General features: G+C 21.3%; 33 protein-coding genes and 4 pseudogenes. 21 read left to right on the forward strand and 16 right to left on the reverse strand.

Going from position 1 to position 23,870, the window contains the following annotated elements; all coding sequences use genetic code 4:
• Positions 1-274 precede the first annotated feature (274 nt).
• Genes AACL24_RS00875 through AACL24_RS00885 form a run of 3 tightly spaced genes read right to left on the reverse strand, consistent with a single transcriptional unit; the run spans position 275 to position 2,465 of the window.
• On the reverse strand, positions 275-430 hold the full coding sequence (locus AACL24_RS00875; protein ID WP_339048068.1) for a hypothetical protein: 156 nt from the start codon (positions 428-430) through the stop codon (positions 275-277).
• Positions 399-1,706, reverse strand: coding sequence for a hypothetical protein (locus tag AACL24_RS00880; RefSeq protein WP_339048070.1), 1,308 nt, complete (start codon positions 1,704-1,706; stop codon positions 399-401). The genes AACL24_RS00875 and AACL24_RS00880 overlap by 32 nt, the downstream gene beginning before the upstream one ends.
• A gap of 3 nt (positions 1,707-1,709) precedes the next feature.
• Positions 1,710-2,465 carry a hypothetical protein gene (locus AACL24_RS00885; protein ID WP_339048072.1) on the reverse strand — a complete coding sequence of 252 codons (756 nt, stop codon included), beginning with the start codon at positions 2,463-2,465 and terminating at the stop codon, positions 1,710-1,712.
• Positions 2,466-2,527: 62 nt separating this feature from the next.
• On the opposite strand from AACL24_RS00885, the gene AACL24_RS00890 reads away from it, so the two are divergent.
• From AACL24_RS00890 to AACL24_RS00905, 5 genes and pseudogenes are all read left to right on the forward strand, one after another.
• Positions 2,528-2,968, forward strand: coding sequence for a transposase family protein (locus AACL24_RS00890; RefSeq protein WP_339047357.1), 441 nt, complete (start codon positions 2,528-2,530; stop codon positions 2,966-2,968).
• Positions 2,965-3,183 carry a hypothetical protein gene (locus AACL24_RS15450; protein WP_422398072.1) on the forward strand — a complete coding sequence of 73 codons (219 nt, stop codon included), beginning with the start codon at positions 2,965-2,967 and terminating at the stop codon, positions 3,181-3,183. Before AACL24_RS00890 ends, AACL24_RS15450 begins: the two co-directional genes overlap by 4 nt.
• Before the next feature lie 83 nt (positions 3,184-3,266).
• Positions 3,267-3,689, forward strand: coding sequence for a transposase family protein (locus AACL24_RS00895; RefSeq protein WP_339045912.1), 423 nt, complete (start codon positions 3,267-3,269; stop codon positions 3,687-3,689).
• Positions 3,690-3,712: 23 nt separating this feature from the next.
• Positions 3,713-4,120, forward strand: a complete 408-nt coding sequence (locus AACL24_RS00900; protein WP_339048074.1) for a transposase family protein — start codon at positions 3,713-3,715, stop codon at positions 4,118-4,120.
• Positions 4,121-4,323: 203 nt separating this feature from the next.
• Positions 4,324-4,518: pseudogene (locus AACL24_RS00905) on the forward strand (transposase family protein); the annotation flags it as partial.
• A gap of 259 nt (positions 4,519-4,777) precedes the next feature.
• On the opposite strand, the gene AACL24_RS00910 reads toward AACL24_RS00905, so the two are convergent.
• From AACL24_RS00910 to AACL24_RS00925, 4 genes are all read right to left on the reverse strand, one after another.
• Complete coding sequence (locus AACL24_RS00910) at positions 4,778-5,413, reverse strand: hypothetical protein (RefSeq protein ID WP_339048076.1); 636 nt, start codon at positions 5,411-5,413, stop codon at positions 4,778-4,780.
• 88 nt (positions 5,414-5,501) lie between these two features.
• The gene (locus AACL24_RS00915) at positions 5,502-6,989 is read right to left on the reverse strand and encodes a VWA domain-containing protein (RefSeq protein ID WP_339048078.1); all 1,488 of its coding nucleotides are present in this window, start codon (positions 6,987-6,989) and stop codon (positions 5,502-5,504) included.
• 14 nt (positions 6,990-7,003) lie between these two features.
• Positions 7,004-8,581, reverse strand: a complete 1,578-nt coding sequence (locus AACL24_RS00920) for an AAA family ATPase (RefSeq protein ID WP_339048080.1) — start codon at positions 8,579-8,581, stop codon at positions 7,004-7,006.
• A gap of 23 nt (positions 8,582-8,604) precedes the next feature.
• On the reverse strand, positions 8,605-9,225 hold the full coding sequence (locus tag AACL24_RS00925; RefSeq protein ID WP_339048082.1) for a hypothetical protein: 621 nt from the start codon (positions 9,223-9,225) through the stop codon (positions 8,605-8,607).
• Positions 9,226-9,845: 620 nt separating this feature from the next.
• Here AACL24_RS00925 and AACL24_RS00930 point away from each other — a divergent pair.
• From AACL24_RS00930 to AACL24_RS00940, 3 genes are all read left to right on the forward strand, one after another.
• Complete coding sequence (locus AACL24_RS00930) at positions 9,846-10,361, forward strand: hypothetical protein (protein WP_339048084.1); 516 nt, start codon at positions 9,846-9,848, stop codon at positions 10,359-10,361.
• Between the two features lie 124 nt (positions 10,362-10,485).
• Positions 10,486-10,644: a hypothetical protein gene (locus AACL24_RS00935; protein ID WP_252318925.1), complete on the forward strand. Its 159-nt coding sequence runs from the start codon at positions 10,486-10,488 to the stop codon at positions 10,642-10,644.
• Positions 10,634-10,783: a hypothetical protein gene (locus tag AACL24_RS00940; protein ID WP_339048086.1), complete on the forward strand. Its 150-nt coding sequence runs from the start codon at positions 10,634-10,636 to the stop codon at positions 10,781-10,783. The genes AACL24_RS00935 and AACL24_RS00940 overlap by 11 nt, the downstream gene beginning before the upstream one ends.
• A 183-nt stretch (positions 10,784-10,966) precedes the next feature.
• Here the strand turns inward: AACL24_RS00940 and AACL24_RS00945 are convergent, their stop codons facing one another.
• Both AACL24_RS00945 and AACL24_RS00950 read right to left on the reverse strand, forming a co-directional pair.
• Positions 10,967-11,374, reverse strand: a complete 408-nt coding sequence (locus AACL24_RS00945) for a transposase family protein (RefSeq protein WP_339045908.1) — start codon at positions 11,372-11,374, stop codon at positions 10,967-10,969.
• A 23-nt stretch (positions 11,375-11,397) separates the two neighbouring features.
• Positions 11,398-11,820, reverse strand: coding sequence for a transposase family protein (locus AACL24_RS00950; RefSeq protein WP_339045912.1), 423 nt, complete (start codon positions 11,818-11,820; stop codon positions 11,398-11,400).
• A gap of 159 nt (positions 11,821-11,979) precedes the next feature.
• Between AACL24_RS00950 and AACL24_RS00955 the strand changes: the two genes are divergently transcribed.
• The 11 genes from AACL24_RS00955 to hpf all read left to right on the forward strand — a co-directional run bounded on the left by AACL24_RS00955 (position 11,980) and on the right by hpf (position 18,295).
• Positions 11,980-12,186: a hypothetical protein gene (locus AACL24_RS00955; protein ID WP_339048089.1), complete on the forward strand. Its 207-nt coding sequence runs from the start codon at positions 11,980-11,982 to the stop codon at positions 12,184-12,186.
• Between the two features lie 15 nt (positions 12,187-12,201).
• On the forward strand, positions 12,202-12,378 hold the full coding sequence (locus tag AACL24_RS00960) for a hypothetical protein (protein WP_252321018.1): 177 nt from the start codon (positions 12,202-12,204) through the stop codon (positions 12,376-12,378).
• Positions 12,378-13,106 carry an ERF family protein gene (locus AACL24_RS00965; RefSeq protein WP_339048091.1) on the forward strand — a complete coding sequence of 243 codons (729 nt, stop codon included), beginning with the start codon at positions 12,378-12,380 and terminating at the stop codon, positions 13,104-13,106. The genes AACL24_RS00960 and AACL24_RS00965 overlap by 1 nt, the downstream gene beginning before the upstream one ends.
• A gap of 138 nt (positions 13,107-13,244) precedes the next feature.
• The gene (locus AACL24_RS00970) at positions 13,245-13,436 is read left to right on the forward strand and encodes a hypothetical protein (RefSeq protein WP_339048093.1); all 192 of its coding nucleotides are present in this window, start codon (positions 13,245-13,247) and stop codon (positions 13,434-13,436) included.
• Entirely contained in the window at positions 13,429-13,614 is a 186-nt protein-coding gene (locus AACL24_RS00975) for a hypothetical protein (RefSeq protein ID WP_339048095.1), read from the forward strand. The genes AACL24_RS00970 and AACL24_RS00975 overlap by 8 nt, the downstream gene beginning before the upstream one ends.
• Positions 13,615-13,654: 40 nt before the next feature.
• Complete coding sequence (locus AACL24_RS00980) at positions 13,655-14,077, forward strand: transposase family protein (protein ID WP_339045912.1); 423 nt, start codon at positions 13,655-13,657, stop codon at positions 14,075-14,077.
• Positions 14,078-14,100: 23 nt separating this feature from the next.
• On the forward strand, positions 14,101-14,508 hold the full coding sequence (locus AACL24_RS00985; protein WP_339045908.1) for a transposase family protein: 408 nt from the start codon (positions 14,101-14,103) through the stop codon (positions 14,506-14,508).
• Positions 14,509-14,737: 229 nt separating this feature from the next.
• A complete protein-coding gene (locus tag AACL24_RS00990; RefSeq protein ID WP_339048097.1) occupies positions 14,738-15,340 on the forward strand; it encodes a hypothetical protein in 603 nt (200 codons plus the stop codon).
• Between the two features lie 76 nt (positions 15,341-15,416).
• A protein-coding gene (locus AACL24_RS00995) for an IS5 family transposase (protein ID WP_339048099.1) occupies positions 15,417-16,246 on the forward strand; the annotation gives its coding sequence in 2 pieces (ribosomal slippage) (positions 15,417-15,813 and positions 15,813-16,246; 831 coding nt in all).
• Positions 16,247-16,572: 326 nt separating this feature from the next.
• A complete protein-coding gene (locus AACL24_RS01000; protein WP_339048101.1) occupies positions 16,573-17,736 on the forward strand; it encodes a hypothetical protein in 1,164 nt (387 codons plus the stop codon).
• A gap of 166 nt (positions 17,737-17,902) precedes the next feature.
• Positions 17,903-18,295, forward strand: a complete 393-nt coding sequence (gene hpf, locus AACL24_RS01005; RefSeq protein WP_339048103.1) for a ribosome hibernation-promoting factor, HPF/YfiA family — start codon at positions 17,903-17,905, stop codon at positions 18,293-18,295.
• An 86-nt stretch (positions 18,296-18,381) separates the two neighbouring features.
• Here the strand turns inward: hpf and AACL24_RS01010 are convergent.
• Positions 18,382-18,534: pseudogene (locus AACL24_RS01010) on the reverse strand (IS256 family transposase); the annotation flags it as partial.
• 42 nt (positions 18,535-18,576) lie between these two features.
• Positions 18,577-19,515: pseudogene (locus tag AACL24_RS01015) on the reverse strand (IS256 family transposase); the annotation flags it as partial.
• Between the two features lie 78 nt (positions 19,516-19,593).
• Between AACL24_RS01015 and AACL24_RS01020 the strand changes: the two are divergent.
• Positions 19,594-20,832 carry an IS256 family transposase gene (locus AACL24_RS01020; protein WP_339049355.1) on the forward strand — a complete coding sequence of 413 codons (1,239 nt, stop codon included), beginning with the start codon at positions 19,594-19,596 and terminating at the stop codon, positions 20,830-20,832.
• A gap of 41 nt (positions 20,833-20,873) precedes the next feature.
• Here AACL24_RS01020 and AACL24_RS01025 read toward each other — a convergent pair.
• The 5 genes and pseudogenes from AACL24_RS01025 to AACL24_RS01040 all read right to left on the reverse strand — a co-directional run.
• Positions 20,874-21,197 (reverse strand): annotated as a pseudogene (locus AACL24_RS01025) (transposase); the annotation flags it as partial.
• A gap of 468 nt (positions 21,198-21,665) precedes the next feature.
• Entirely contained in the window at positions 21,666-22,073 is a 408-nt protein-coding gene (locus AACL24_RS01030) for a transposase family protein (protein WP_339045908.1), read from the reverse strand.
• 23 nt (positions 22,074-22,096) lie between these two features.
• The gene (locus AACL24_RS01035) at positions 22,097-22,519 is read right to left on the reverse strand and encodes a transposase family protein (protein WP_339045912.1); all 423 of its coding nucleotides are present in this window, start codon (positions 22,517-22,519) and stop codon (positions 22,097-22,099) included.
• 100 nt (positions 22,520-22,619) lie between these two features.
• Positions 22,620-22,709 carry a hypothetical protein gene (locus AACL24_RS15455; protein ID WP_422398073.1) on the reverse strand — a complete coding sequence of 30 codons (90 nt, stop codon included), beginning with the start codon at positions 22,707-22,709 and terminating at the stop codon, positions 22,620-22,622.
• Positions 22,706-23,146, reverse strand: coding sequence for a transposase family protein (locus tag AACL24_RS01040; protein WP_339047357.1), 441 nt, complete (start codon positions 23,144-23,146; stop codon positions 22,706-22,708). The genes AACL24_RS15455 and AACL24_RS01040 overlap by 4 nt, the downstream gene beginning before the upstream one ends.
• A 284-nt stretch (positions 23,147-23,430) precedes the next feature.
• Here AACL24_RS01040 and AACL24_RS01045 point away from each other — a divergent pair, with 284 nt between their 5' ends.
• The gene (locus AACL24_RS01045; protein WP_339045912.1) at positions 23,431-23,853 is read left to right on the forward strand and encodes a transposase family protein; all 423 of its coding nucleotides are present in this window, start codon (positions 23,431-23,433) and stop codon (positions 23,851-23,853) included.
• The last annotated feature ends 17 nt before the right edge of the window (positions 23,854-23,870 follow it).

Consider the following 23,870-nt stretch of genomic DNA (forward strand, 5'->3'; position numbering starts at 1 on the left):
CATTTGGAATATTAATAACTACATTTTTAATTGCTTGTTCTTGAATAAAAGCATTATTTGCTGGGGTTGCACTATAAGTAATACCTAATTGGTCTGATAATATATTCCCATAAAATACATCGCCAACTTTTAAAACCTTTTTACCAGTAGAATTTATGGTTTTTAAGTCTGGTTCTATTAAATCAAAACTATTATCTCATACAGATAATATTGCTTCTCTACCAGTGAATATCTTACTAAAACTAGTATAATCATTAGGAATACTAGTTGGTGGTTATAAACCACCATTTGTTGAATTTATAGCACCTAAAATAATAGTAAAAGGACATACACGAAATTGTAAATCTTTATTTTGTGTAAAATCTTTTTCAATTTCACCTGTACTTTTTCATACAGTTTTAATTAATTGATGATTTATTTTCGGTATCATTTTTAGTTTCTCCATCAATATCTTTTACTAATCCATTATCAAAATCAATTTCTTCTTTTCTCATTCTTCTATTTTCTTTAAGAATGTTCATTGCTTCTTCTTCACTAACACCTTCTTCTTGCACAAGAATACGTTTTCTGTTAGTTAAATCTAATGCTAATTTTTTCTCATTAATTTCTAATGATTTTAATCTATCTATAATAGTATTTTCTTTAATTTCAAATGTTCATTTAGATTTATCACCATCTAATCCCATTAATATAAAACATCTTTGAAATATTTCATTTCAATCACTTTGATTAAGTGTTCTTTTAATTCTTGTAGTTTCCATATCTCTACTATTTGTAATTAATACTTCTGCTTCTGTTTTTTGACTTGTAGTATCATTTACTGGAATATAGCCACTACCTTCAAATGCTTTATCAATAATAAATTGTATAAATTCAGCATATTTATCTAAAATGGGATTACCTTGTAATATTGCAATTGGTGGTGTTCCACTAGTACTTCCCATACTTCTTAAATTTGCTTGTAAAATAAATTTACCTATTAATTTTTTTAAATCAAAAGCAGTTTTAGATTGATTTATTTCTTGTTCAGTAATATCTAAAAATACACGAGTTATATTACATTCAAGTTCATGTTCAATTGATTCAAATGTTTTATTTAATAATTTTTGTAAATTTTTAATTGGAGTCATATCTGGATAATAATCACCAATAACTCCACCAAAGAAATTCTTTTTAGGTAAATTTTGCATAAATTTAACTGGAATAATACCTAAATTATGATTTTCTATTAAAGGTAATTTTAAATCTTCGCTTATTTCTTTTTGTATTCCATCTAAAGTAACTGTATTACTAGTAAAATATCTAATAATTTGATTTGGAGTATATGTTGTTTTAACATAAATACTTTGGTCATCATATTGTACTCTTGACCATGTTGATGCACTATATTCAGTTTCTAATACTCTAGCTACTCTTGATTGAGCATATGGTTGAGCAAAATTTAATGCTATTCTTCCAGTTTTACTTCTATCAATTTGAACAATACTATAACCATAACCAGATTTAATATGACAATCTTGATAAAATAAACTATCCAAATTATTTCATTCTTTTAATTTTTCAATAGCATTTTTATATTCTGGATGTTCACTTGTTAAAGTATAACCATTACCTCATAATAATTTACTTGCATGATTTGCTATTATTTCTTGAAGATTTATCATACATCACTTAGGAGTTAATATTTCAGTATTATGATTATTCATATGTTACTTCCTTTCAAAATAAGGATTTATATTTGCACTTAAATTTCTAATATATGGTTCTATAGCATAATCAAAAGCATCTCTGAGGTGGTCATTGCCCGGCAAAGGTATTTGTTTAATACTTTTTTCATCTCATATTGCTAATCTAAATTCATCTAATAATTCTTGTGCATTCATACTAATATTTAAGCGTTCTGAAGCCATTAAAGCCACATTCTTACCTATTCTAAACTCTAACCTTAATTTCACACAATCTTTAAAATAAAGCCATGAATTAACGTTATATTTAATTGCTGTATCATTTAACATTTCAATAAATGTATAATTACTAAAATCACAATATACTGTTAAACCATATTCATATAACAAATTATTTTCTTTTGCTAATTTAATATAAAACTCTACTACTAATCTTGCTAATTGTTTATTATCATAACGTATTAATTTATTTTCTATTTTTAAACAATCAATAACATTAACAAATTTAAAATCATAATCAAAACCTATTAATAAACATGCCATAGCATCATCTTTAAACCCATAATCTAATCCAGCACTAAATCTATAACTTGGTTGTAATAAACGTGATATTTTATGAATTAAATGAGTATATATTCCACCAGATTCATAACCTACTAAACCATGACTTCTTACTCTTGCAGATATTGGGTCAAGTTTTTCTAATTCTAATAATCGTTGACCTTCATGTTCTGGTAATAAATAATTAAGTTTTCAATTTTGATAATAGACTTCTTGCAAAACCTATCTATTAAAAATTTAATTTTTAAAATAAAATTACGAACAAAAAAGATAGGTAATCTATGATGTTTGATAAATTAAAAACTATTAACAATCCAGAATTATTAAGATTAACTGGTATAAATGATATTATTTTTAATAAAATTCTAGAAATTTTAAAGACAGAAGAAGTAAAAAAGTTTAAAAATGGTGGTACACCTAATAAATTATCATTAGAAAATCGTTTATTAATGACTTTAGAATATTGAAGAGAGTATCGAACTTATTTTCATATTGCTAAAAGTTATGGAATTAGTGAAAGTAGTTGCTATAGGAATATCAAGTGAATAGAAAATACTTTAATAAAACATCCTGATTTTCAACAACTTGATGGGCAAAAATCACTGTTAAATAATAATTTTAAAGATAAAACAGTTATCATTGATGTGACTGAAAGTACTATTCAACGCCCAAAAAAAGTCAAAAACAATATTATTCAGGAAAAAAGAAAAAACATACAATAAAAACTCAAGTCATAATTGAAAAAGATAGTAAAAAAATTATAAGTTCTTATTTTTCTTATGGTAAAAATCATGATTTTAAAATTTTAAAAAATTCAAAAACGAAATTTTTATCAGAAACAACTATTTTAGTAGATTTAGGATATCAAGGTATACAAAACATACATAAAAATGTCTTATTACCTAAACGAAAATCAAAAGACATATTCCGTAATTAAATTTTTTAAAAGTCAATTAATAATTTTAAAATTTATTTTATAATTTTGTTATTAACAATAAATTTAGAAAAGTGTTGATAAAAATGATTTTTGAAAATTTAAAAAAATTAAAAAATGAAGAATTTTATAGATATTTTGGTATAAAACGTTTTCATTTTAATGAAATGTTAGAAAAATTAATTGAAATAGAAAAATTAGAAAAAAATAAAGGTCGAAAAAATAAACTTTCAGTAGAAGAAAGATTAATGATGACTTTATTATACTGAAAAGAATATTATACTTTTTTTCAAATGAGTATTAAATCTAAAATGAGCCCATCAAGTTGTTTTCGAAATATTACTTGAGTAGAAAATAAACTTAGTAACCACAAAGATTACCAATTTTTAAAAGAAAGATATAAATTAAAAATTGATAAAAAACAAGAAAATTCAAATGAATTTCAATTTTATTTAATTGATTCAACTGAGATTGAAATTGAAAGACCAACTAAAAAAAACTACAGTTAGAATATTTTTCTGGTAAAAGTTGAATGTATTCTATAAAATTTCAAATTGTATATGATTTTTTTAATAAAAAAATTGTTGATATTTTTGCTGATAATGGTAAAGTGCATGATTTTCAAATATTAAAAAATTCAAATCTTGAATTTTCAGAAAAAACAATAATTATTGGTGATTTAGGATATCAAGGTATACAAAATATTTATAAAAATACAATAATACCAATTAAAAGAACTAAAAATAAAAAATTAACTAAACAAGAAAGAAAATACAATAAGATTGTATCTAAAATTAGAATTAAAGTTGAACATGTCTTTGCTTGATTGAAAAGATTCAAAATTTTAATAAATAAATGTAGAAAATCTAAATTTAGACTTATGTACTTAAGATTTAACTTACTTTGTGAAATTTTTAATAAAATAAAACCATTAAAATAAAAAAAATATTAAAAATATTTTTTTAAAATTTAAATTTTTATCGAGTTAATATAAAAATATTATTAACAATTTTTTGTTTAAAATGTAAACTCATTTTTTAAACTATTTTTTCAAAAAATATTTATTTCTATATTCAATAACACTAAATAGTTTTAAAACAATTTTATTGACAATTAATTAAATTTAATTACGGAATATGTCCTAAGAAAAACCCTTTAACTAAAGAAGAAAAGAAAAATAATAAGGCTATTTCAAAAATGAGAGTTGTTATTGAACATGTTTTTGCGATTCTTAAAAAATTTAAAATTATTAGTGAAAAATATCGAAATAGAAGAAAAAAATTTGCATTAAGATTTAATTTAATAGCTTCAATTTATAATTTACAATTATTAATTTAAATATATTTGATAATTTAATATTTTATTTGAAATAATAATTTTTGTTGTATTTTAATGACAAAAAATAAAACATATTTTGAACAATAATTTTTAAAAAATATTAAAAGTGTTATTAAAATAAATTTTTAAACTTAAAAAATGTGATTAATATCATAGTTTTGCAAGAAGTCTATTCACCTAACTATAGTAATCAACCAACAACAAATATCAAAAAACAAAGTTTGCTAATGATCTAATTAAAAATCTAAAATAACTTTTATTATTTCTTACCTTTAATATTTCTAACTTCTTCTAATTGTTTTTTTAACATTTTTAATTGTAATTGTAAATCTTCATATGATGGTAAATCATCACTTTTAATTTCTTCTTGTTTGTTTTTACTATAATCATTACTTTTTTTTGATAACTGTTGAGGATTAACTCATAAATTTTTTAAGCCATATCAAAAAATAGTAAGTAAACTTAAACCAATACCTGCTCAAGGAATTGTTCATAAATCTTTAAAAGGAATAGTTTGAAAATTTCTAATATTAAAGTAATTAAAAAGTACTAATACAAAAAGTATCAATACTAAGGTTATTAATAACATGTGTATAGCAAAAACTGATCTTGAAAAAGGTTTTTTAATAAAAATTAATGGTATTAAATAAGTTAAATTAAAAATCAATAATGTTCCAAAAGTATATAAAGAAACTATACTATCACTAGTCATTAATTGTTTATAAAAACTACTAGTAATTGGTTCTTTATTAACGATTAAAGTAATAATAATAGCAATATTGTTTTTTAATGGAACACCTCAATTAAATAATGGAAAAATTGATAAACTAATTGTTACTGTTAAAACACTAATAATAACTAATATTTTGCTTAAAATTAAATTATTTTTTTTCATATTATCCATCTCTCATTATCAGTTTACTTTTTCACTCTAATAATATTTTATCATTATTAAAGCAAAAAAATAACTATCAAAATTAAGATTAAGATTTATTTTTAGTTTTAGCTAAATTTAACGCAATTTTTCGCCCAGCAAATGGATCGCGAGGATCATAATGTCAATAATTAGTAAAATATTTTTTAAAATTATTAGACAATGTTGAAGAAGCAATATTAATAGCATGAAAGCGATTAGCTTTTGCTTTTAGTTGCAACATTAAATTAATATTATTTTTAGTAATATTAGCAGATAAAAAATCAGAAACTACCAATAAGTCTGCATTATGATATGTTTTAGATTGCATAATTGTTAAAGCATGACTAATAGCTGGATTAATATTAGTATGTCCTTTAAAACTATGACCTAAAAAATGAATTAGATTGGGAATTGATGAAACTAAATTAGATAAATCATAAGTTTCAAATTTACCAGAAAAATTGATCATATAGCATGGTCTTTTTTCTTGTAAAGCAATTTTACTAATAGCAAGCGCAATTGATTTTGCAATAATTTCTGGACTATGACTCATCGATTTAGATGTATCAATGCATAAGATAAAAGGGCCTTCACTTTCGGGAATTGGTACTTCTACAACTTCTTCAACAAGATGTTCAGTGGCAACTAAATCCATTGATTCAAACTCTGTAATTGCTAACTTTTCTTCAACAAATTTTTTATAAAAAATAGCATTTAACTCTGGAATAGCAAGATTAACTAATTCTAATGGTAATAAATGTTCTAAATCTTTACCCTCGGTAATTCCTACTATTTCTTCAGGCCATTTTCCTAATGGCTTTAATTGATATTCAATTTGTACTTTTTGATGAACCTGCTTTTCTGTTAAACCCGAAATTCCTTTTCAACGACCAAGTAGTCTAGCAATTTCAATAATAGCTGGATTCTTATTTAAAATTTCACCATATTGTATAATAGTATTTAAATTAATTTTTTTAAAATCATTTAAATCTCCTTCTCAAAATCGTCCAAAAAAATTTCAAGCAAAACCAACAATATGTCTTACTTCATTAATAATTTTAATATTATTACTTCACATTGTTAAATATTTTTGACGCATTTGCATAGTTTCAAATAATTTATAATTTACAATTCTTTGAACAATTAAACTTTCTCAATGTCTTATAAAATTATCAAAAGTTAATTTACTATTAAGTTTACGATCCTTAAATTTTTCTTGAAAATAATAAAAATAATTAATCATTGGTGAATGAAGAATTTTTGCCCTAGTGTAAATTTCTTGTCAATTATTTTTTAATCTATCAATACCATTAATCATAACTCAGAAATATAATCGTAATTCTCTTTTAATGATGGGACTAATAACAATATTTTTACTTTTTTCTAAAACTTCATTTAAATAAAAATGACTAATTTGTTGATTAAATTCTGGAGCTAATCAAGCAAAATTTTTTTTAAATCAAGTAAAACTACTTAAATTTGTTTCTGATAAAGACATTTTTTTCAATTTAGTTTCTAAAATTTGTGAAACATGGGATTCAATTAATTGTTCCATAATAATCACCTATCTTAATTAATATCAGAATTATTATTAGTATCATTAACATTTGGAATAGTTATTGGTGAATCTTCAGTTAGTGATTCTGATGAAAGAGTCGTTTCAGTTTCTGCTTTTGGTATTTGCGAAATTTTATCAAAAAATGCCATTTCTAATAGTGATTTAAATTGTTCATCAAAAAATATAGAATTGGTTTTACTTAAACGATGATATTCTTGTTCAAAATGTACTTTTAATTCATTAATTTGTTGCTTTAAATCTTTAATTTGACTATTAATATTTCCAAATTGTGATTTACTATCAGTATTAGTTAATTCAACTTGAATTATAGAATTATTTGTAATATTTATTAATTCACTAGAATTGTTTAATTGTAACTCAAACTTCTGATTACCTTCCATTTTACTTAAACTTTTACCATAAAATAATTGAATATTATGACTCTTTTTATTACGTCGTAATAATAACTGAAAATCCTTTCTACTAATAAAACAAATTGGAAACTCATCACTATGTCATAATAAACGATAATATATGCCTTTAATTTGTTCAGAAAATGGATTGGAGTAAATAGATGGTTGATTTTGACTATCTTTAATGTTTTCGGCATTATTACTTAATGTTTCCAACTCACTTTCCAGTTCAATCTGATTTTGTTTCAATGTGTAAGTTAAATCTTCACAATATGCTTCATTGAAAAGTTTTGTATACTCTTTTTCTTGATCTTCATTATCTCAAATACAGTAAGGAATAATCAATAAATCAGGCTTATCAGTAGTTGTTCTACCATTATAATAAGCTGAAGCTTTTATTAATTTAGCAATTTTTTTTCATCTTCGATCGGAAATGTAAGCTTTACCATTAGTTGCTTCTGTTAAAATTTTACGAAAACGAGAAATAAAATTTAATGTTTCTTTGCTTAAAGTAACAGTAGTTTCCAATTCTTTTAATCACTTTTCATATTCAGAAGTTTTAATTTGTAATTCAAGTGGAACTTTTACTTCTAAACTAGTAATACTTTCTAACATATCATTAAAATTTTCTTCATTAGTTAAACCATAAACTATCATTCTAATAATAAAACGATCAAATAAAGCTTCTAAACCTTTACCACTTTCTGGTAACTCATTAGAAGCTGAAATTAATAGTTTTAATGGTACTTTGATATCAACACCACCATTACGAAAGATTTTTTCATTAATAATAGTTAGTAATGTATTTTGAATTGAAGGGCCTGCTTTTCAAATTTCATCCAAAAAAGCAATATCAACAGCAGGCAAATATTGATCAATAATTCTTACATAGTTACCTTTTAATAAATCTTTGATTGAGATTGGTCCAAAAATTTCTTCTGGAGTAGAAAAACGATTCATTAAATATTCAAAATTTCGCCCATCATGGAGCGCATATTTAATTCGTCGTGAAATTAATGATTTAGCAATTCCTGGTAATCCTAATAAAAATATTGATTCTCCTGATAATAACGACAAAATAGCAAGTTTAAAAACAGTTTCTTTTTCATAAACATCAGCGCTAATTACTTTAATTAATTGTTCAATTCGCTTAGAAAGTAAACTATCTGTACTCATTTATATTCTCCTTTACTTATTATTTATTCGACACTTAATTCTCTTCTTACATCATCACTTTTAACAATTAATAAACAAGCAGCAATTAATCATAAAACAGTTATTAGTAAAACAATAATCATAAATATTGGAACTTCTGCAGAAACAGTTTCATTTACTAATCCATTAACCACTAACAAAATTGTACAAAATACTTCTAAAACTATAAAATAAGCAATTGCTAAAATAATATAAACAATTGATCATCCAAACATAGCACTAGCAGTGCGACCAATCGCTACTGGTAAATAAAATATAAAATTAAATCCCAGAGTTATAATTAAAAATATATAAATTATATAAGTTGGGTTCATGTTACTACCTTTATTACTCAAAATTTGATTAAGCAAATTGTTAGCTAAAAAATAAGAAAAAATTAAATGAAAACAAGAAACTGTAAGTAACAAAATACGAGCAATATTTTCCATTTTTGAACTTCAATACATTCTTTTAAATTTAATACTATCACTTAATAACGGATTATAAGTAGTAAAACGTTGTTCTTCAATATCTTTAAATGATGGATTATCATTATTTGGTTTGATAATACTATTATCAACATTTGACAATGGAGTATTTTTTAAGTCATCTTTTTTTTCTTCCATATATCTAACACTCCTTATTTTTTATTTATATTATAACTTATTTTAGGTATTAAAACTTAATAATAGTATCTGATATAAATTAAAATTATAAGTGTTTAATTTTACAAAATTATCAAATTTAAATTTATTTTTTTAAAATATAATATGGCAAAATTAAAAACAAAAAAATAATTATTTAACTTTGACCATCCAAAATTAAATAATTATTAAAAATATTTTTTAAATAAATAAGAAATTATAAATCATTATAAATCATTGGCCGAATAAAAAATTGGTATATTTTATAAAAATGACATGAGAGATAAAACTCTCATTTTTAATTGTTGAACAATTATAATTAATTATTTTGATAAATCTGTACTTTATTAAAGTAATTAATTATTACATAACTAAATAAAAATTATTAAAGGCTATAGTGCAGATATAACTAATAGTAATTTTTGTGTTGCTCTTTTAAAACTTGATATTTTTTGGTTCCCTTCCCCTAGAACCCCTACCCTCCAAGGCTTATGCTACTTACAGTAGCATAAGCCTTACGTAGTAGTAGAAGTATTTAGTTATTAGTATATAAGCCTTTTATCACTGTAGGTGATAAGGCTTATACGTAGAAAGGATTCGTAATGATTAATGTTAATTTAGATTTGAAAACTAAAATTAGAGAAACATATAAAGATGAAAAAAATAAAGGTGGCATATTATTAGAAATTGGTGAATATGAAACATGATTTCCTAAACAATATACTACTATTGATGAAAAAAATAAAAAAATAGCATTAAAAATAATTGAAGATTTTAATTATAAATTAGGTAAAAAATCAATTACAAAAGATATTGAAAGTATTAAAGGTAGTGAAATTTTAAAATATATAAAAAATATTTCAGATATTACTACAAATGAAAATAAAGATGAGTTAAAACCTTGTGAATTTTCAATACCACATAATGGTTATTATATTTTTACAGATAAGAAAAATCAAAAATGTTTTGAATATAACGTTACATGAGAACAAGATAATAATGGTTTTAAAATAAATAATCCATATAAATATAATGATAAAGTTAAAAATTATATTGTTACACCAATGAAAGATATATCAACTCATAATGAAAAAATCTTTTATTTAAAAGGAAATTAATATGTTATTAAATGTTGAAAAAATAGAATTAATTAAAAATTTATTTAATGAAAAATTACTAAAAAATCAAAAATATATTGAAATACAAGAAATATTAAAAATTATAGAAAGAGAGAATTAATTTATGTTGAATTTAAAAGAAGATAAAAGAATATATTTAAAATATGAAGAAATTGAAAAAATATTTGGTTCATGTGATATTTGTCATAAAAATTCATCATTTGCAAATAGAACTTGTAATAAATGTTTTTATAAATTAATTGGTGAAAAAAATGAAATGTAATATACATAATGAAAAATATATATGATTTAGTGAATTAGAAAATACATATTATTGTAATAAATGTATTAATGACATGATTGAAAACGATATGTTTTTAATATCAAATAATTGAGATTCTTTGGACATATTCCGTAATTAAATTTAATTAATTGTCAATAAAATTGTTTTAAAACTATTTAGTGTTATTGAATATAGAAATAAATATTTTTTGAAAAAATAGTTTAAAAAATGAGTTTACATTTTAAACAAAAAATTGTTAATAATATTTTTATATTAACTTGATAAAAATTTAAATTTTAAAAAAATATTTTTAATATTTTTTTTATTTTAATGGTTTTATTTTATTAAAAATTTCACAAAGTAAGTTAAATCTTAAGTACATAAGTCTAAATTTAGATTTTCTACATTTATTTACTAAAATTTTGAATCTTTTCAATCAAGCAAAGACATGTTCAACTTTAATTCTAATTTTAGATACAATCTTATTGTATTTTCTTTCTTGTTTAGTTAATTTTTTATTTTTAGTTCTTTTAATTGGTATTATTGTATTTTTATAAATATTTTGTATACCTTGATATCCTAAATCACCAATAATTATTGTTTTTTCTGAAAATTCAAGATTTGAATTTTTTAATATTTGAAAATCATGCACTTTACCATTATCAGCAAAAATATCAACAATTTTTTTATTAAAAAAATCATATACAATTTGAAATTTTATAGAATACATTCAACTTTTACCAGAAAAATATTCTAACTGTAGTTTTTTTTAGTTGGTCTTTCAATTTCAATCTCAGTTGAATCAATTAAATAAAATTGAAATTCATTTGAATTTTCTTGTTTTTTATCAATTTTTAATTTATATCTTTCTTTTAAAAATTGGTAATCTTTGTGGTTACTAAGTTTATTTTCTACTCAAGTAATATTTCGAAAACAACTTGATGGGCTCATTTTAGATTTAATACTCATTTGAAAAAAAGTATAATATTCTTTTCAGTATAATAAAGTCATCATTAATCTTTCTTCTACTGAAAGTTTATTTTTTCGACCTTTATTTTTTTCTAATTTTTCTATTTCAATTAATTTTTCTAACATTTCATTAAAATGAAAACGTTTTATACCAAAATATCTATAAAATTCTTCATTTTTTAATTTTTTTAAATTTTCAAAAATCATTTTTATCAACACTTTTCTAAATTTATTGTTAATAACAAAATTATAAAATAAATTTTAAAATTATTAATTGACTTTTAAAAAATTTAATTACGGAATATGTCTTTTATATGAATATTATATTAATGAATTACAATTAGAAAATTTTAAAGGAGTGTAAATATGAATAGATTAGAATTAGAAAATGCAAGAAAATTAATAGAAAAATTTGAAGAATTACAAGAAGAATTTAATGACAAATATGAAGATTTAGAACTTAACATTGATGCTGATTGTGAATTAAACATTAGGAATGATTATTTTACATATGAAGATGTAAATAAATTAGAACAAGCAATTATTGATTATAAAAGAATTATTAAAGGTTAAAGGAGATGAATAAATATGGTAGCAGCTCCTAAAAAGAAACCAGAAGATTTAATAACTAAACAAATTATTATTAGACTTACTAAAAGTGACCATTATGAATTAAAAAAACTTTGTGTAAAAAAAGAAATTACTATTAATAATTTTGTAAGGGATTTAATTAAAAATGCAATAAATAGAAAGAGTGATAAATAATGAATAATTTATATAAAAAAATACTTAAATTACAATTAGAAATTGGTAGTACACCTAAAAATGGTTTTAATAAATTTGGTAATTATAAATATTGATTATTAAGTGATATTTTTAATAAATTTAAATTATTATGTAAAGAATTAAATATTTTTATTACACATGAAGATATATTAACAACTGATAGAAAAATTAGTTATTTAGATAAAAATGAAGTAGAAATAACTTATTTTAAAAGATATACAATTATTGATTTAGATAATGAAAAAGAAATAAAATATTTTGATATACTTGCTTGTGCTAAAAATACAGATATAGCAAAAGCAAAAGGTAGTGCAGAAACTTATGCTTATAGATATTTTTTAATGAATTTATTATTATTAAGTGAAGATGAACTTGACCCAGATAATGATAATGTTAATTTAATACAAAATAATAATAAATCACAAAATAATTATATTAATAATAATCTAAAAATACAAAATGAAAAATGAGAACCAAGTGAAAAACAATTAGATTATTTTGAAAAATATATGATTACAAATACAGTTTTATTTGATGAATGTATAAGAGAAGATATGGAAAGATTAAATCCAAATAATAATAAAGATTTTTTAATATTAATGGGTGAAAATTATTTAAAAGTATTATTTGATAAATTTAAAGAAATTCGTGAAAGATTTAAAAATTTAAAAAATAATAATAAAAATGAGTATAGAAATTATGAATAAATGTAAATATTGTAATAAAAGAATTTGATTAACTAATTATTGATGTATGAAATGTTTAGAAAAAATAGTTGATGAAATAATAAAAGAAAATTTCGAAAAAACTTTTATTGAAATAATTAAAAATAGGGAGAATAAATAATGACTAAGGAAGAATTATTACAATGAGAGAATAATGAAATAGGAAAAATTGAAAGTATTAAAGAAGATAAATTAACGCATAAAAATTGTATTAATAAAGAAAAAATAATTGAATATTTAATTGAACATGACACATTAGATATGGAATTAATAATTGAATATTTAGAAAAAGGTTTATTTGATAATGAATAAAGAAAAATTAATTAAATATTTAATTAATAATAGAGCAAATGCTTATAATGGAAAACAATTTTTATTATCTTCAAATAGAGACCCAAATATAAAAGGTATTGATGAATTAATTAAAAAGACATATTCCGTAATTAAATTTTTTAAAAGTCAATTAATAATTTTAAAATTTATTTTATAATTTTGTTATTAACAATAAATTTAGAAAAGTGTTGATAAAAATGATTTTTGAAAATTTAAAAAAATTAAAAAATGAAGAATTTTATAGATATTTTGGTATAAAACGTTTTCATTTTAATGAAATGTTAGAAAAATTAATTGAAATAGAAAAATTAGAAAAAAATAAAGGTCGAAAAAATAAACTTTCAGTAGAAGAAAGATTAATGATGACTTTATTATACTGAAAAGAATATTATACTTTTTTTCAAATGAGTATTAAATCTAAAATGAGCCCATCAAGTTGTTTTCGAAATATTACTTGAGTAGAAAATAAACTTAGTAACCACAAAGATTACCAATTTTTAAAAGAAAGATATAAATTAAAAATTGATAAAAAACAAGAAAATTCAAATGAATTTCAATTTTATTTAATTGATTCAACTGAGATTGAAATTGAAAGACCAACTAAAAAAAACTACAGTTAGAATATTTTTCTGGTAAAAGTTGAATGTATTCTATAAAATTTCAAATTGTATATGATTTTTTTAATAAAAAAATTGTTGATATTTTTGCTGATAATGGTAAAGTGCATGATTTTCAAATATTAAAAAATTCAAATCTTGAATTTTCAGAAAAAACAATAATTATTGGTGATTTAGGATATCAAGGTATACAAAATATTTATAAAAATACAATAATACCAATTAAAAGAACTAAAAATAAAAAATTAACTAAACAAGAAAGAAAATACAATAAGATTGTATCTAAAATTAGAATTAAAGTTGAACATGTCTTTGCTTGATTGAAAAGATTCAAAATTTTAGTAAATAAATGTAGAAAATCTAAATTTAGACTTATGTACTTAAGATTTAACTTACTTTGTGAAATTTTTAATAAAATAAAACCATTAAAATAAAAAAAATATTAAAAATATTTTTTTAAAATTTAAATTTTTATCGAGTTAATATAAAAATATTATTAACAATTTTTTGTTTAAAATGTAAACTCATTTTTTAAACTATTTTTTCAAAAAATATTTATTTCTATATTCAATAACACTAAATAGTTTTAAAACAATTTTATTGACAATTAATTAAATTTAATTACGGAATATGTCGAAAGAATTAAAAATGGAGAATTTGATAATGAATAATTATTTACTTTCAATTGACCCAAGTATAAAAAATACTGGATTTACTTTATGAGAAAAAGTAAAAGATTATAGAGATTATAAAAATAATATATATGAAGAATATTGAAAACCAATTTGAATAAATAGTTATGATTTTAAAGAATATAGTACTGGAGTTGAAATTAGTAAATCAGATTATATTTATAATAATAACTTTAATTATTTAATACTTAATCAAATAGAAAAAGAATTAGATTTTCAATTAGGAAGTAAAAATTCAAAATCCAACTTTAATTTAATTATAGAACGTGGTTTTCCTAATATGAAAGGTTCTGAAACACAAGACCATCTTCGTGGTTTTATTGCTGGACAATTTAATAAATTATTAAAAAAAGATATGTTAATAAGTCCTAAAGAATGACAAAATTGATATTTAAAAGAATTAAGATATGAAGAAGATGATTTATTTAAAGATAAAAAGTGAAATAAAGAAAAATCATTATATATAGTTGGTGGTTTAATTAGACAACAAAAATGAAATATAACAATATCAAATCATGATGAAGCAGATAGTTTATTAATTGGTTGATATTATTTAAATAAGGAGAATAAATAATAGACTTCTTGCAAAACCTATCTATTAAAAATTTAATTTTTAAAATAAAATTAAAAATAAAAAAGATAGGTAATCTATGATGTTTGATAAATTAAAAACTATTAACAATCCAGAATTATTAAGATTAACTGGTATAAATGATATTATTTTTAATAAAATTCTAAAAATTTTAAAGACAGAAGAAGTAAAAAAGTTTAAAAATGGTGGTACACCTAATAAATTATCATTAGAAAATCGTTTATTAATGACTTTAGAATATTGAAGAGAGTATCGAACTTATTTTCATATTGCTAAAAGTTATGGAATTAGTGAAAGTAGTTGCTATAGGAATATCAAGTGAATAGAAAATACTTTAATAAAACATCCTGATTTTCAACAACTTGATGGGCAAAAATCACTGTTAAATAATAATTTTAAAGATAAAACAGTTATCATTGATGTGACTGAAAGTACTATTCAACGCCCAAAAAAAGTCAAAAACAATATTATTCAGGAAAAAAGAAAAAACATACAATAAAAACTCAAGTCATAATTGAAAAAGATAGTAAAAAAATTATAAGTTCTTATTTTTCTTATGGTAAAAATCATGATTTTAAAATTTTAAAAAATTCAAAAACGAAATTTTTATCAGAAACAACTATTTTAGTAGATTTAGGATATCAAGGTATACAAAACATACATAAAAATGTCTTATTACCTAAACGAAAATCAAAGAAAAACCCTTTAACTAAAGAAGAAAAGAAAAATAATAAGGCTATTTCAAAAATGAGAGTTGTTATTGAACATGTTTTTGTGATTCTTAAAAAATTTAAAATTATTAGTGAAAAATATCGAAATAGAAGAAAAAAATTTGCATTAAGATTTAATTTAATAGCTTCAATTTATAATTTACAATTATTAATTTAAATATATTTGATAATTTAATATTTTATTTTTTTATTTGAAATAATAATTTTTGTTGTATTTTAATGACAAAAAATAAAACATATTTTGAACAATAATTTTTAAAAAATATTAAAAGTGTTATTAAAATAAATTTTTAAACTTAAAAAATGTGATTAATATCATAGTTTTGCAAGAAGTCTATTAAGTTAAATCTAAATTTTAATTTTCAAGAAATATTTTTATAAAGGTTATATTTTCATTTATATTTCATAATTGTCGTTAAACATGTTAATCATCATTTATGATAGAATTTAATATATGAGATTTTAGAGTTGTGAGGTTTTAGTATGGAAGTGTCAGCAGAGAATTATAGAAACATTAATTCTCATAATCGTTGAGGAATTATTGTTAGTTCGGGATTAATGGCAATAACTTTGATTATAAGTTGAGTATTATGACTTATACTTTATCGTACTAATGTTAATGAGATTTTAGTAATTTTAACTGAAGTAATTAATAGTAAAGGCATTACATTTACTCTTACTTTTCAGATTTTAACAATTTTTACTTTAATTTTTTCGGTTATTACTCTAGTGTTTATTACAATTCCATTTATTTTTTTAAATAAATATGGAGTAATAACTTTAGTATGAGCATTAATAGTAGTAGTAATTTCGCTTGTCTTACTTATTAGTTCGGGATTATTAATAAGTTATGGTTATAAAAAAATTTATAGTTATGTTATGGACAAAAAAATTATTAATGTTTTATTTTTTATTTTACCTTGAGGCTTTGCATTAATTAGTAGTTTCTTTTTAGTACTTTTTTCTTTATGATTAATAATGGCTAATTTAAGAAATAAATCAAAAAAAGCATTATCATTGACAAATAATAATGCTTTATCAGCAACAGAAATACCCGCAAGTGTTGAACAAAATTCTCTTTTTGGTGAACAAACTATTGGACCATCATTTACAGATCGATTTTTTAATGAACATGATAAATCAACACAAGGTATAAATATAGTTATTAATAATACTGGTGGAGGTGCACTTCCACAATCAAAATTACTTGATAATCAAGTAACTAGTAATCCAAATCCTGTTCAAACTAATAACAGTAGTAATAACAGTACTAATAACAGTAGTAATGTTGTTAATAGTGAAGTAACTTGAACACCACAACAAATTGAAGAAGTATGAAATAAAGGAGAAATTATTGATGATTATAATCCACAGTTATATCGAAAAGACTATGCGGGTGCGCTAATGTTTAAAAATAACTTTATTAGTAATGTTAAACTTAATGATGATCCTAAAAGTTATAATTGAACTATTATACATCAACGACCTTTATTTCATGGAGGTACTTCTGATATTAGTAATTTACAACCAATGAATAATACTAATGCTATTACTAAAGGTAATAATTATCCACGTTGAAAAACAGCTATTACTTTTAATGGAAAACAAAATTTTTTAAAACAAAAATCATGAAAAGATAAAAAATAGAGTATTAATCATTAATTTAACTGAAGATGATATTAAGCATATTATAAATATAATTGGTATTTTGCTTAGTTGTTAATAATTTAAATTTAATTACACTATTATCTTTTAAAATTTATTTGTTTATGGGAAAATGTATTTAATAATTAAAAGATAGGAGCAATTAATCATGCAAGTTATTGTCCATGGAAAAAATATTAATATTACTTATGAAATTAAAAATGCTATTGATAAAAATTTTAATTATTTACAAGAAAAGTATTCTAAATATATTAAAAAAGATATGATTGCTAAAGTTGGTATTGAAAGAAATAGTAATCATACATATAATATTTCCGTTCATATTCAGTTATTAAATAATAATTTTTTACAGTGTTTACTAGAAAATCACGATCTTTATGTTGGCATTAATAAAACATTAGTTCCGTTGGAAAAACAATTAAGTCGTTTAAAAACGGTTGCTGATAAAACTGGTGCTGAAAGCGTTGGTCAATTTATAACTAAAGAAATTCTTGATGATAATAGTGAAGTTATTATTGACGTAACAGAAAATAAAGATTAAAGAAAACGTTTATGAAAGTATACAATTATTAGCATTAGTTTTTTTGAGGCTTTTATGTAATCTGTGTATCTTTGTTTTACAAAGTACTAGTTTAGATTAATTCTGTCTTCAAATTTTATCATAAAATGAGCAATTGCTGTATTTCAATTTTGAATGGGCATTGTTCATTTTTTTGTTATATTGTCAATTGCTAAATAAAATATTTTAAAAACTGACATATCGTTAGGAAAAACTTTTTTGAGGCTTTTTAATAATCTGTGTTTCTTTGTTTTACAAAGTTACTAATTCAGATTAATTCTATCTTCAAATTTTATCATAAAATGAGCAATTGCTGTATTTCAATTTTGAATGGGCATTGTTCATTTTTTTCTTATATTGTCAATTGCTAAATAAAATATTTTAAAAACTGACATATCGTTAGGAAAAACTTTTTTATTTCTGATAACTTTTCGTAATTGACTATTAACAGATTCAATAGCATTTGTGGTATAAATTACCCTTTTGATTTCTGCAGGATAACTAATAAAAACCATTAAATTATCTCAATTTTTATATCAAGATTTAGCAATTTGTGGATATTGTTTAGTTCATTTATTTTCAAATGATTCTAAAGCTTGCATTGCTTGTTCTTGACTACATGCAGTATAAATTGGTTTTAAATCTGCAACTAGAGATTTTCTATGCTTATATGAGACATATTTCAAACTATTTCTAATTTGATGAACGATGCATAATTGATGTTCTGTTTTAAGATAAACTGATTGTATTGCTTCTGACATGCCTGTTAAATTATCACTACAAGCAATCAGAATATCATTTAAGCCACGATTTTTCATTTCTGTGAAATTGGCTAATCAAAATTTAGAACCTTCATTTTCACTAATTCATAAACCTAAAACATCTTTTTTACCTTCTAAATCAACTCCTAAAGCTATATAAACTGATTTATTAATAATCCGTTTATCTTGTCGTACTTTAACTACTATACAATCAAAATAAACAATCGGATAAACACTATCTAATGGTCGATTTTGCCATGCTTTTACATCATCAATAACATCATCAGTAATTTGACTAATAACACTTTCACTAATATCAGCACCATGATATAACTCTTGTAATTGCATTCTAATATCTGATAATGTCATACCTTTTGCATATAAAGAAAGAACTTGTTGATCAAAACCATCAAATCTTCTTTGTCGGTAATGTTTAGTAATCTGTGTAACTTAGAAAAATAACTATGTTTAATTAATTCTAGTAAATATAATTAAATGACTAGAAAGAGTGAGTTACAGATGGCTAAAAAGCAAAATATTAATAATAATGATCAAATATCAAAAGCAGTAGATTTATTATTAGAAAATACTGAAGATTTAACAACAGTTTTTAAAGAGGGAGGATTGTATAAAGAATTAACAAAAAGATTAGTAGAAAAAATGTTGAATTCTGAGATGCAAAATTATTTGGGATATGAAAAGAATCAACATAGTAATAGTGACAATGCTCGTAATGGTATAAGTTCAAAAAAAATAATAACTCAACAAGGTAAAATTGAGATTGATGTACCACGAGATCGCAATAGTAATTTTAATCCTATAATAGTTGCAAAAAGACAAAGAAGATTTGATGGTTTTGATCAACAAGTTCTTTCTTTATATGCAAAAGGTATGACATTATCAGATATTAGAATGCAATTACAAGAGTTATATCATGGTGCTGATATTAGTGAAAGTGTTATTAGTCAAATTACTGATGATGTTATTGATGATGTAAAAGCATGGCAAAATCGACCATTAGATAGTGTTTATCCGATTGTTTATTTTGATTGCATAGTAGTGAAAGTACGACAAGATAAACGGATTATTAATAAATCAGTTTATATAGCTTTAGGAGTTGATTTAGAAGGTAAAAAAGATGTTTTAGGTTTATGAATTAGTGAAAATGAAGGTTCTAAATTTTGATTAGCCAATTTCACAGAAATGAAAAATCGTGGCTTAAATGATATTCTGATTGCTTGTAGTGATAATTTAACAGGCATGTCAGAAGCAATACAATCAGTTTATCTTAAAACAGAACATCAATTATGCATAGTTCATCAAATTAGAAATAGTTTGAAATATGTCTCATATAAGCATAGAAAATCTCTAGTTGCAGATTTAAAACCAATTTATACTGCATGTAGTGAAGAACAAGCAATGCAGGCTTTAGAATCCTTTGAAAATAAATGAACTAAACAATATCCTCAAATTGCTAAATCTTGATATAAAAATTGAGATAATTTAATGGTTTTTATTAGTTATCCTACAGAAATCAAAAGAGTTATTTATACAACAAATGCTATTGAATCTGTAAATAGTCAATTACGAAAAGTTATCAGAAATAAAAAAGTTTTTCCTAATGATATGGCAGTTTTTAAAATATTTTATTTAGCAATTGAAAATATAAGAAAAAAATGAACAATGCCCATTCAAAATTGAAATACAGCAATTGCTCATTTTATGATAAAATTTGAAGATAGAATTAATCTAAACTAGTACTTTGTAAAACAAAGATACACAGATTACATAAAAGCCTCTCTTTGTCTTTTTGCAACTATTACAGGATTAAAATTACTATTACGATCTCTTGGTACATCAATTTCAATTTTACCTTGTTGGGTTATTAATTTTTTTGAACTTATACCATTACGAGCATTGTCACTATTACTATGTTGATTCTTATCATATCCTAAATAATTTTGCATCTCAGAATTCAACATTTTTTCTACTAATCTTTTTGTTAATTCTTTATATAATCCTCCCTCTTTAAAAACTGTTGTTAAATCTTCAGTATTTTCTAATAATAAATCTACTGCTTGTGATATTGGATCATTGTTATTAATATTTTGCTTTTTAGCCATCTGTAACTCACTCTTTCTAGTCATTTAATTATATTTACTAGAATTAATTAAACATAGTTATTTTTGTAAGTTACACAGATTACTAAACATTACCTTTTATTATAAAATGAGCAATTGCTGTATTTCATTTTTGAATATATATTGTTCATTTTTTTGTAAATTTTCTTGTGGTGTTATTTTTAAATTTCGTTTATAAATATTTGTATCCATTTTGTTTATTATTAAAATGGCATATTCAAGACTTTTTTTTATTTCTTTAATTAATTGGACATATTCCGTAATTAAATTTAATTAATTGTCAATAAAATTGTTTTAAAACTATTTAGTGTTATTGAATATAGAAATAAATATTTTTTGAAAAAATAGTTTAAAAAATGAGTTTACATTTTAAACAAAAAATTGTTAATAATATTTTTATATTAACTCGATAAAAATTTAAATTTTAAAAAAATATTTTTAATATTTTTTTTATTTTAATGGTTTTATTTTATTAAAAATTTCACAAAGTAAGTTAAATCTTAAGTACATAAGTCTAAATTTAGATTTTCTACATTTATTTACTAAAATTTTGAATCTTTTCAATCAAGCAAAGACATGTTCAACTTTAATTCTAATTTTAGATACAATCTTATTGTATTTTCTTTCTTGTTTAGTTAATTTTTTATTTTTAGTTCTTTTAATTGGTATTATTGTATTTTTATAAATATTTTGTATACCTTGATATCCTAAATCACCAATAATTATTGTTTTTTCTGAAAATTCAAGATTTGAATTTTTTAATATTTGAAAATCATGCACTTTACCATTATCAGCAAAAATATCAACAATTTTTTTATTAAAAAAATCATATACAATTTGAAATTTTATAGAATACATTCAACTTTTACCAGAAAAATATTCTAACTGTAGTTTTTTTTAGTTGGTCTTTCAATTTCAATCTCAGTTGAATCAATTAAATAAAATTGAAATTCATTTGAATTTTCTTGTTTTTTATCAATTTTTAATTTATATCTTTCTTTTAAAAATTGGTAATCTTTGTGGTTACTAAGTTTATTTTCTACTCAAGTAATATTTCGAAAACAACTTGATGGGCTCATTTTAGATTTAATACTCATTTGAAAAAAAGTATAATATTCTTTTCAGTATAATAAAGTCATCATTAATCTTTCTTCTACTGAAAGTTTATTTTTTCGACCTTTATTTTTTTCTAATTTTTCTATTTCAATTAATTTTTCTAACATTTCATTAAAATGAAAACGTTTTATACCAAAATATCTATAAAATTCTTCATTTTTTAATTTTTTTAAATTTTCAAAAATCATTTTTATCAACACTTTTCTAAATTTATTGTTAATAACAAAATTATAAAATAAATTTTAAAATTATTAATTGACTTTTAAAAAATTTAATTACGGAATATGTCTAAATTTTAAAATCATGATTTTTACCATAAGAAAAATAAGAACTTATAATTTTTTTACTATCTTTTTCAATTATGACTTGAGTTTTTATTGTATGTTTTTTCTTTTTTCCTGAATAATATTGTTTTTGACTTTTTTTGGGCGTTGAATAGTACTTTCAGTCACATCAATGATAACTGTTTTATCTTTAAAATTATTATTTAACAGTGATTTTTGCCCATCAAGTTGTTGAAAATCAGGATGTTTTATTAAAGTATTTTCTATTCACTTGATATTCCTATAGCAACTACTTTCACTAATTCCATAACTTTTAGCAATATGAAAATAAGTTCGATACTCTCTTCAATATTCTAAAGTCATTAATAAACGATTTTCTAATGATAATTTATTAGGTGTACCACCATTTTTAAACTTTTTTACTTCTTCTGTCTTTAAAATTTCTAGAATTTTATTAAAAATAATATCATTTATACCAGTTAATCTTAATAATTCTGGATTATTAATAGTTTTTAATTTATCAAACATCATAGATTACCTATCTTTTTTATTTTTAATTTTATTTTAAAAATTAAATTTTTAATAGATAGGTTTTGCAAGAAGTCTAATGTTTAAGTATAAAAATAAGACAGTTAAGAATAAGTAATTATTTAATTATTATTGTATTACTTTACTAAAAGTAATATTAATATTAATTTTTAAAATTATAGATAAGACATATTCCGTAATTAAATTTTTTAAAAGTCAATTAATAATTTTAAAATTTATTTTATAATTTTGTTATTAACAATAAATTTAGAAAAGTGTTGATAAAAATGATTTTTGAAAATTTAAAAAAATTAAAAAATGAAGAATTTTATAGATATTTTGGTATAAAACGTTTTCATTTTAATGAAATGTTAGAAAAATTAATTGAAATAGAAAAATTAGAAAAAAATAAAGGTCGAAAAAATAAACTTTCAGTAGAAGAAAGATTAATGATGACTTTATTATACTGAAAAGAATATTATACTTTTTTTCAAATGAGTATTAAATCTAAAATGAGCCCATCAAGTTGTTTTCGAAATATTACTTGAGTAGAAAATAAACTTAGTAACCACAAAGATTACCAATTTTTAAAAGAAAGATATAAATTAAAAATTGATAAAAAACAAGAAAATTCAAATGAATTTCAATTTTATTTAATTGATTCAACTGAGATTGAAATTGAAAGACCAACTAAAAAAAACTACAGTTAGAATATTTTTCTGGTAAA

Origin of the sequence: Spiroplasma endosymbiont of Colias croceus (assembly GCF_964020095.1) — a bacterium.
Lineage (GTDB): Bacteria > Bacillota_I > Bacilli_A > Mycoplasmatales > VBWQ01 > Spiroplasma_E.